Genomic DNA, 8599 nt, shown 5'->3' on the forward strand with positions numbered 1-8599 from the left:
CTGCGTGACGCGTTGGACTGGCTCTGCGCGCAGTCGTCGGTCCTGGACAGCTGGGGCCACCGACTGGCCAGAAAGCTGACGGCCGGCGGACGGCTGCTGGCGGCGGGCAACGGCGGCTCGGCGGCCGAGGCCCAGCACCTGACCGCGGAACTGGTGGGGCGCTTCGACGGCGACCGCCGGCCGTTCTCGGCGATCGCCCTGCACGGCGACACGTCGGCGATGACCGCGATCGGCAACGACTACGGGTATGACGAGGTGTTCGCCCGTCAGGTCACGGCCCACGCCCGGCCCGGGGACATCGTGATGCTGTTGTCCACCAGCGGCCGCAGTCCGAACCTGCTGAAGGCGGCCACCGCCGCCCGACGTGCCGGCGCGACGTGCTGGGCGATGACCGGCCGCGCGCCGAATCCGCTTTCGTCCACTGTGGACGAGGCGCTGTGCGTGCCGGCCGAGCCGGCGACCGTGCAGGAGGCGCATCTGGTGGCCGTGCACGTGGTGTGCGGGGCTTTCGAGAACGCGTTGCTGGGGAGGCGGGCCTCGTGAATCTGGTCGTGGTCGGCGACGCGCTGTTGGACGTGGACGTCGTCGGCTCGGTGAGCCGCGTGTGCCCGGACGGCCCGGCGCCCGTGCTGGACATGGCCACGGAGCGGCCCCGGGCCGGCGGAGCCGGTCTGGCCGCGGTGCTGGCCGCCTCCGACGGCGTGCCGACGACGTTGGTGACGGCGCTGTCCGACGACGCGGACGCCGGCGTGCTGAGGTCGTGTCTGCCGGATGTCCGGGTCGTCGCCGGCAGGTCCTTCGGCGAGACCGTGGTCAAGACGCGGTTGCGGGCCGACGGCCATTCCCTGGCCCGGATCGACCGCGGTGGCAGCGAACGGCCGCCGGAGGTCACCGACGAGATGCTCGAAGCGGTGCGCGCGGCCGACATGGTGCTGGTGTCCGACTACGGTCGGGGCCTTGCCGCCGATCCCCGGCTGCGCGAGGTGCTGACGGGACTGCCCGTGGTGTGGGATCCGCACCCGCGCGGGCCCGAGCCGGTGCCGGGAGTTCTTGTGTACACGCCGAATCTGGCCGAGGCGGAGGCATCGGCCCGTGTGGCCGGCGCCCGGCAGGCGGCGGCCGTCCTGCGAGAGCGGCTTCGGCCGCGTGCGGTCGCTGTGACGTTGGGCGGCGGCGGCGCGCTGCTGGACCTTGGTGGGACGCCGATCGCGGTGCCCGCGCCCCGGGTGCCGGTGCTCGACCCCTGCGGCGGCGGCGACCGCTTCGCCGCCGCGGTCGCGACCAACCTGTTGCGCGCCAAGCCGGTGGGCGTGGCCGTGGCGGCGGCGGTGGTTGCCGCATCGGACTTCGTCTCCGCCGGGACGCCCTCGGAAAGCCTGTCCCTCGAAGCGGTGCGGGCCCGCGGCGGCAGGGTCGTCGCCACCGGTGGCTGCTTCGACATCCTCCACACCGGACACACGAGAACCCTGCGGGCGGCCCGGCAGCTCGGAGACTTTCTCGTCGTGTGCCTGAATTCCGACGAGTCGGTGCGGCGGCTGAAGGGGTCCGCACGGCCGGTGAACAACGAGCGCGACCGGGCCGAGATGTTGCGCTGCCTGGACTGTGTGGACGCCGTCGTCTTGTTCGACGGTGACACGCCCTGTGACGTGCTGCGCGAGCTGCGGCCGGACGTGTGGGTGAAGGGGGGCGACTACTCGGCCGAGACGCTGCCGGAGTCCGAGGTGCTGGGGGAGTGGGGCGGCGAAAGCGTCGTCGTGCCGTACCACGCTGGTCGCTCGACCACGCGGCTGGTGGATCTGCTGTCGAAGTGAGAGGAGGGTCGATGGGAACCATCGCGGTGACCGGCGGCGCGTCGGGACTGGGCGCGGCCGTCGTGCGAGCGGTGCGCAAGGCCGGTGGAAAAGCCGTTGTGCTGGACCGGGTCGAACCGCCGGAGTGTGATGATTTCATCCAGGTGGACCTGTCCGACACTCGCGCGGCCGAACGGGCCGTGCGCGAGATCGCCGACCGCAACGGGGGTGTGGACGGAGTTGTCACGGCCGCCGGCACCGACCGCTGCGGCGCGCTGTCCGATGTGGACGGAACCGAGTGGGATCGTGTCGTGGCGGTCAACCTGCTCGGCACGGCGGCGGTGGTCCGGGCCGCGCTGCCGTACCTGCTGGCGTCACATGGGCGGATCGTGACGGTGGCCTCGACGTTGGGGTTCAGCGCCGTCAGCGACGCGACCGCCTACTGTGCCTCGAAGTTCGGCGTTGTCGGCTTCACCCGGGCGCTGACCGCGGAGCTGACCGGGCAGGTCGGCGTGACGCTGCTGGTGCCCGGCGGCATGCGGACGAAGTTCTTCGACGACCGCGAAGAGCGTTACAAGCCGCCGTCCGACGCCCGGCTCAACGACCCGGACGACGTGGCGGCGGCCGTCGTGTTCGCGCTGAGCCAGCCGGGTAGCTGCGAGCTCAGGGAGCTGGTCGTGACGCACTCCGAGGAGGGATCATGGCCGCCATGACGCTGTCCACATCGGCCAGCACCGGCGCGACCGGAACGTCGGCGACCCAGGACGGGTGATCCCCGCAGTCCGGCTCCTCCCGGTCGGTCAGCGTGCGGCCGCAGTCGGGGCAGGTCACCATCCACGCGATGTGCGGCCGGTGCACGCCTCGCCAGAACGGGCCGGCATTGATCATGTTGCCGCACCAGAAGATGCTGACGGTGGGTGTGCCGACCGCCTCCGCGATGTGTCGCGGCCCGCTGTCGTTGGCCACGACGACGTCGCTGCGGGCCAGCACACCCACCAGGCCGCTCAGGTCGAGCGCACCGGCCAGGTCTCGAATGCGGTGCGGCGACGGCACCTCGCCGCGGGCCCGGTCCGCGATGCGCTGGGCAAGTTCCCGCTCGTCGGCGGAACCGATGACGACCACGCTGTGGCCGGCGGCGACGGCATGTGCGGCGACTGCGGCGAATTTGTCGGCTGGCCAACACCGCCGTGGATCGGTGGCGCTGGGATGCACGGCGACCAGGCGCCCGGGCAGGCCCGCCAACGCTTCGTCCGCCGCGGCGAGGTCGTGTCCCGTGACCGCCAAGCCGCTGTCCAAGGTGACGGTCGGGGCGCCGGCCAGCCGTACGACCTCCAGCCAGCGCAGCACTTCGTGCTGGTAGTAGTGGTAGGGCAGCGATCGGGTCAGCGAGGCCGAGCCCGGCGTCCGCGTGCCGACGGTGAACCGCGCGCCGAGATTGCGCAGGAACGGGTTCGACCACCGGCCGCCGCCATGCAGCTGGCAGGCGAGGTCGAACCGTTCGGCCCGCGCCGCTTCGAGAAAGCGGTGCAGCGCGGGCGGATCGTCCGTGCCCGGCGGCGGCTCGTGGACACCCTTGGCCACCGGCAGCCGGATCACGCGGTCGATCGGGCCCGGCCGGTCGGCGAGCAGGCCGGCGTGGCCGGAGGTGCCGAGCAGCACGATCTCGGCATCCGGATAGGCGTTGCGCAAGGCGTGCGCGGCGGGCAGCACGAACATCAGGTCGCCGAGGCCGCCGCCCCGCAGCAGTGCGATCTTGTGCACGTTGTCGAACGGGCGCATGACACCGGAATGCCCGCCGCTTATTCCGCCAATCACCGGGTAGCCGCCACGACGTGAGCGAAGCTGAGCGGATCGTCGCCGCCGCGCGGGCGGCACAGCCATACTGGGCATGCACCCCGGCGGCCGAGCGGGCGGCCGCGCTCGCGGCCGCCGCAGCGCGCCTGCGGGCCGCGGCCGACGAATTGGCGGCTGCCAATAATGCCGACACCGGCCGGCTGATCGACGAGGCGCGCGGCGGCGTGCAGGCAGCGGCCGGGACGCTTGACCAGTACGCCGAGCTGGGACCCTTGCACGGCGGTCACACGCTGCACGGCGCCTGGACGGCGACCGACTTCATGGTTCCGGAGCCACGCGGCGTCGTCGCGGTGATCACGCCGTGGAACGACCCGGTGGCGATCGCGTGCGGGCTGATCGGGGCGGCGCTGGCGGTGGGCAACACCGTGGTGCACAAGCCCAGCGAGCGGTCGCCGCGCGTGGGGGAGTTGCTGACCGAGCTGCTGGCCGGCGTGGTGCCCGAGCACGTGGTGCAGTGGCTGCCCGGCGACGCCGAGGTGGGCGCGGCGCTCGCTGCGCAGCCGGTGGACGTGGTGGCTCACGTCGGCAGCACCGCCGCCGGGCGGCAGATCGCCGGCAACAGCACGGCGAAGCTGCTGTTGGAGAACGGCGGCAACGACCCGCTGTTGATCGACGCCGGCGTGGATCCGGCTTGGGCGGCCGAGCAGGCCGCGCTCGGGGCGTTCACCAACGCCGGGCAGCTGTGCACGTCGGTGGAACGGATCTTCGTGCACCGGGCCGTCGCCGCGGAGTTCCTGGACGCGTTGCGGATCGAGGCGCAGAAGTTCGTGACCGGGCCGCTGGTGGACGCCCGCGCCCGCGACGCGGTCGATTCGCAGGTGCAGGAGGCCTTGCACGCCGGCGCCACGCGGATCAGCGGCGACCCGGCGGGGATGGCGACCGGGTGCATGTACCCGAACACCGTGTTGACCGAGTGCACGCCGGAGATGCGGGTGATGCGCGAGGAGACGTTCGGGCCGGTCGCGCCGGTGTGCGTGGTGGACAGCTTCGATCATGGTCTCGAGCTGGCGTCGCAAGGTCCGTACGGGCTGGCGGCGACCGTGTTGACCCGCGACATGGCGCATGCGCAGCGGGCGTGGCGCGAGCTGCCGGTCGGCACCGTGAAGATCAACGCCGTGTTCGGTGGCGCGCCCGGCGGTGCGGCCCAGCCGCGCGGGGCGAGTGGGAGCGGTTTCGGCTACGGGCCCGAGCTGTTGGACGAGATGACGACGACGAAGGTTGTGCATTGGAATGCTGACTGCTGACATGCCCGAGTCGCTGGCCCGCCGCAAGCTCCGCATCGCGGTCGTCGGTGACGCGATGCTGGACGGGTGGCTGTGTGGTGGCAGCACCCGGCTGTGCCGCGAGGCGCCGGCCCCGGTCGTGGAGATCGACTCGGTGGCCAACCGTCCCGGCGGCGCGGCCAACACCGCGGCCAACCTGGCCGCGCTGGGCGCCGAGGCGGTGCTCGTCGCGGTGACCGGGGCCGACCTGGACGGGGTGCGGATCCGGCGAGAACTCGATGCCGCCGGCGTTCGCACCGACACGCTGCTCGTCGAACACGGTCGGCGGACGCTGTCGAAGCGCCGCGTGGTCGCCGGCGATCAACTGATCGCCCGGTTCGACGAGGGCGACAGCGGGGACGTGCAGCCGTGCACCGGACACGCTTTGGTCGGGGTGCTGCGGGAAGTCGTGCCAAGATGCGACGCGGTGCTGGTGTGCGATTACGGCGCCGGAACGCTGACCACCGAGGTGCGGGCGGAACTTGAGCGTCTGCGGCCCCGGATCCCGTTGCTGGCGGCCGACGCGCATGATCTGTCGCGCTGGGCGTCGGTGCGACCCGATGTCGTCACGCCCAATGCCGCCGAGGCGGCGGCGTTGGTCGGTCGGCTCGGGTCCGTCGAGGACCGTGCGGCACAGCTGCGGACGGCGACCGGGGCCCGGACCGTGGTGGTGACCCTCGACCGGGACGGCGCCGTGTTGTTGCCGTCGGACGGTCCGGCCCACCGGACGTGGGCGCGTCCCGCGCCGGAGAGCCAGGCCGCCGGCGCCGGCGACACCTTCGTCGCCGCGCTGACCCTGGCGATGGCCGGCGGATTGCCGACAACAGCTGTTGTCGAGTTCGCGCAGGCGGCGGCCGATGTCGTGGTGAGCCGGCCCGGGACCTCCGTGTGCACGACCGCCCAGCTCACGGATCGTCTCGGCGGTTTCCAGGCGGCGGCGCTGGACCACGACCAGCTCGCCGCGGCGGTGCGGACGCACCGGGCCGCCGGCCGTCGGATCGTGTTCACCAATGGCTGCTTCGACGTGTTGCACCGCGGGCACATCGCCTACCTCAACCAGGCCAAGCGGCTGGGCGATGTGCTCGTCGTCGCCGTCAACGACGACCAGAGCGTGCGGCGGCTGAAGGGCCCCGAGCGGCCGGTGAACAGCGCGTCCGACCGCGTGGCCGTGCTGGCCGCCTTGAGCTGCGTCGACCATGTCACGACGTTCGGCGCCGACACCACGGCCGAGCTGATCGAGCGCCTGCGGCCCGACGTGTACGCCAAGGGCGGCGACTACACGCCCGAAATGCTGCCGGAAACGCCCGTTGTCCGGTCCTGCGGCGGGGAGGTGCGGATCCTCGACTACCTGCCCGACCGCTCCACCTCGGCCGTGATCGAGCGCATTCGGGGCCGGGTGGGGGCGCAGTGAGCGTCGATGTGCTGGTGCCGACCCGGAATCGGCCGGTGGAGCTGGGGGTGACGTTGGCCGGGCTGGCGGCGCAGGACGGTCCGATCCGGCGGGTGGTCGTGAGTGACCAGTCGGACGACCGCCCGTCGTTCGACACCGCGCCGGCGCGGGCGATGGCCCGCCAGTTGGGGCGGCGGGGCGTCGAGGTGGAGTTCGTGCGACACCTGCCTCGGCGTGGGCTGTCCGAGCATCGGGACTTCCTGCTCGGCCTGGCCACCGCTTCGCATGTGCTCTTCCTCGACGACGACGTGTGGCTGGAGCCGGGGACTCTGAGTCGGTTGTGGGCGGCCATGTCCGAGCTGCGATGCGGCTTCGTGGGCAGCGCGATGCAGGGACTGTCCTTTTTGGACGACCATCGGCCGGGAGAGCTGAAGCCCTACGAGGAGTGGGCGGGCGGTGTCGAGCCCGAGGTGATCGGCCCGGAGCAGGAGCGGCGGTGGACGCTGCACAACGCCGCGAACCTGGTGCACCTGGCCGAGAAGCTGGGGATCGGGGCGGGGCAGTGGCGGCCGTACAAGGTGGCCTGGATCGCCGGGTGCGTGCTGTTCGATCGGCAGAAGTTGGCCCAGTGCGGCGGCTTCGACTTCTGGCGGGAGCTGCCGGCCGAGCACGCCGGCGAGGACGTCGCCGCTCAGTGGCGGGTGATGGCGAAGCACGGAGGCGCCGGGGTGCTGCCGAGCGGGGCGGTGCACATGGAGTCGGAGACGACCGTACCGAAGCGGGATGTGCAGGCGGTGGACGTGGTGCGTTAGGACCGACCGCGGGCCGAGAACACGAACCGGGTCGCACAGTGTCGCTGTGCGACCCGGCAGACCGGCCCGGTTACGAGAAGGCCTGGCTCACCGCGTTGGGCCCGTCGTACTCCCGGTCGGGCATGGCCTTCAGCCCCTCCAGCACGGCCTCGTCGGCCCCGTTGGCCCTGGCGTGCTCCACGATCTGGTCCTTGCTCGCGGGATACTCCATCCCGCCGAGGAACTTCTGCATCTGGATCGGACTGGGCTTCTCGCTCACGACATCTCCTTCCGGCGACGCGACGACTCGGACCGGAGCTCTACCCGCCCCGCCCTCCGACAAACGGCCGAGCACCTCCCGCACCGAGATCGCCGCCATGCACGCCGGCCCGTCCTCGGACAGCGGGCACCGGGCGTCCCACCAACACGGTTGCTCGGTGATCGCCAGCGGCCGGCGGTGCGGGCAGTGGGGCAGGCCCTGAAGGTTCGCGCCGTGATAGCCGTAACGATCAGCCGTGGTGGGTCCGAACAACCCCACCACCCGGGCCCCCATCGCCTCCGCCAGCCGCACCGGGCCGGTGTCCCCACCCACCACGACCCCGCCCGCCGCGGCCACAGCGGCGAAGCACGCGCCGAGCTCCCGCAACGACATCGCCGGCAGCTCCAGCACCGGCACGATCTCCGCCAGCTCGTCGAAGTGCGGCCACCTCTTCACCGCCATTCCCGTGTCCCGCACCAGCACCACCGGCCGCGCGACCTTCCCGACCACTTCCCGCCCTCGGGCCAGCTCGTCAGCGGTCAGATGCACCCGCGGCTTCGGGTCCGCCGACCCGATCACTCCTTCCGCCCGCAGGATCTCCAGGTACCGGTCGGAAATCCGGTGACCCGCCGGCGGGCTCCGCCACAGATCCGTCACTGCCCGGCAGCCGTGCGCGGCCACCAACCCCGGAATCCCGCTGTGCATCGACGTGCTCACGACCAGATCCGGATCCACCCGTGTCAGCTCGCCCCGCACATCGCTGGACGTCGAGACCTCCGCGACCCTGGGGTCCGTCCGCAGCAGCTCGGCCCCCGGCTCCTCGGTCAGCACCGTCATCCGGGCGCCGGCGTGCCGCCGGGCCAGCGCGTGCACCGCCGGCAGCGCCATCAGCAGGTCCCCGATACCGCCCAACAGCTCGATCACGAGAATTCGGCGGAACTCAGCCATTCCGCAGCACCTGGTCGTACAACTCCCGGTGCCGCCGAGCTATCCTCGGCCACGTCCGCGCCGCCACCATGGCCTTGCCCCGCGCGGACAGGCGCGCCCGCAACGCCGGATCCCCCAACACCCGCTCCAACGCCGCCACGATCGCGTCCGCGCTCCGAACCGAAGAGGCGACTGCGACCGTCTCCCCGTCGACCAGCTCCGGATCCCCCGCGTCGGTCACCACTGTCGGCAGGCCGTGCGCCAACACGGTCAACAACGACCCGCTCTTCGTCGTCACCCCGGCCGTGAACGGCAGCACCGCGACA

General features: G+C 72.3%; 9 protein-coding genes. 6 read left to right on the top strand and 3 right to left on the bottom strand.

What is annotated here, in order from left to right; all coding sequences use genetic code 11:
• From AB0M73_RS20870 to AB0M73_RS20880, 3 genes are read left to right on the top strand one after another with little or no spacing between them, the layout of a single operon-like run.
• Entirely contained in the window at positions 1-543 is a 543-nt protein-coding gene (locus AB0M73_RS20870; protein WP_363892721.1) for an SIS domain-containing protein, read from the top strand.
• A complete protein-coding gene (gene rfaE2, locus AB0M73_RS20875; RefSeq protein ID WP_363892697.1) occupies positions 540-1811 on the top strand; it encodes a D-glycero-beta-D-manno-heptose 1-phosphate adenylyltransferase in 1272 nt (423 codons plus the stop codon). The genes AB0M73_RS20870 and rfaE2 (AB0M73_RS20875) overlap by 4 nt, the downstream gene beginning before the upstream one ends.
• A gap of 11 nt (positions 1812-1822) precedes the next feature.
• Positions 1823-2503: an SDR family oxidoreductase gene (locus AB0M73_RS20880; RefSeq protein ID WP_363892699.1), complete on the top strand. Its 681-nt coding sequence runs from the start codon at positions 1823-1825 to the stop codon at positions 2501-2503.
• On the opposite strand, the gene AB0M73_RS20885 is transcribed toward AB0M73_RS20880, so the two are convergent.
• Positions 2454-3569 carry a glycosyltransferase family 9 protein gene (locus tag AB0M73_RS20885; RefSeq protein ID WP_363892701.1) on the bottom strand — a complete coding sequence of 372 codons (1116 nt, stop codon included), beginning with the start codon at positions 3567-3569 and terminating at the stop codon, positions 2454-2456. The two genes, AB0M73_RS20880 and AB0M73_RS20885, sit on opposite strands and share 50 nt — an antisense overlap.
• Positions 3570-3622: 53 nt before the next feature.
• Here AB0M73_RS20885 and AB0M73_RS20890 point away from each other — a divergent pair, with 53 nt between their 5' ends.
• The 3 genes from AB0M73_RS20890 to AB0M73_RS20900 are packed head-to-tail and all read left to right on the top strand — an operon-like array spanning position 3623 to position 7108.
• Positions 3623-4888 (top strand): aldehyde dehydrogenase family protein, encoded by a 1266-nt coding sequence (locus AB0M73_RS20890; RefSeq protein ID WP_363892703.1) that lies wholly within the window; start codon positions 3623-3625, stop codon positions 4886-4888.
• Positions 4875-6317 carry a D-glycero-beta-D-manno-heptose 1-phosphate adenylyltransferase gene (rfaE2, locus tag AB0M73_RS20895; RefSeq protein ID WP_363892705.1) on the top strand — a complete coding sequence of 481 codons (1443 nt, stop codon included), beginning with the start codon at positions 4875-4877 and terminating at the stop codon, positions 6315-6317. The genes AB0M73_RS20890 and rfaE2 (AB0M73_RS20895) overlap by 14 nt, the downstream gene beginning before the upstream one ends.
• On the top strand, positions 6314-7108 hold the full coding sequence (locus tag AB0M73_RS20900; RefSeq protein WP_363892707.1) for a glycosyltransferase family A protein: 795 nt from the start codon (positions 6314-6316) through the stop codon (positions 7106-7108). Before rfaE2 (AB0M73_RS20895) ends, AB0M73_RS20900 begins: the two co-directional genes overlap by 4 nt.
• 70 nt (positions 7109-7178) lie before the next feature.
• Here the strand turns inward: AB0M73_RS20900 and AB0M73_RS20905 are convergent, their stop codons facing one another.
• Both AB0M73_RS20905 and AB0M73_RS20910 read right to left on the bottom strand, forming a co-directional pair.
• Positions 7179-8294, bottom strand: coding sequence for a DUF2795 domain-containing protein (locus tag AB0M73_RS20905; protein ID WP_363892709.1), 1116 nt, complete (start codon positions 8292-8294; stop codon positions 7179-7181).
• On the bottom strand, positions 8287-8599 hold a 313-nt coding region (locus tag AB0M73_RS20910), incomplete at its 5' end, for a glycosyltransferase (RefSeq protein WP_363892711.1). The genes AB0M73_RS20910 and AB0M73_RS20905, both read right to left, overlap by 8 nt.

The organism is Kutzneria sp. NPDC051319 (genome assembly GCF_040682195.1).
GTDB lineage: Bacteria > Actinomycetota > Actinomycetes > Mycobacteriales > Pseudonocardiaceae > Kutzneria.

Bases quoted from the DNA above. Each gene is read 5' to 3' on its own strand.
- AB0M73_RS20880 (WP_363892699.1), top strand. From the start codon at position 1,823: ATGGGAACCATCGCGGTGACCGGCGGCGCGTCGGGACTGGGCGCGGCC.
- AB0M73_RS20885 (WP_363892701.1), bottom strand. From the start codon at position 3,569: ATGCGCCCGTTCGACAACGTGCACAAGATCGCACTGCTGCGGGGCGGC.
- rfaE2 (WP_363892705.1), top strand. From the start codon at position 4,875: ATGCTGACTGCTGACATGCCCGAGTCGCTGGCCCGCCGCAAGCTCCGC.
- AB0M73_RS20905 (WP_363892709.1), bottom strand. From the start codon at position 8,294: ATGGCTGAGTTCCGCCGAATTCTCGTGATCGAGCTGTTGGGCGGTATC.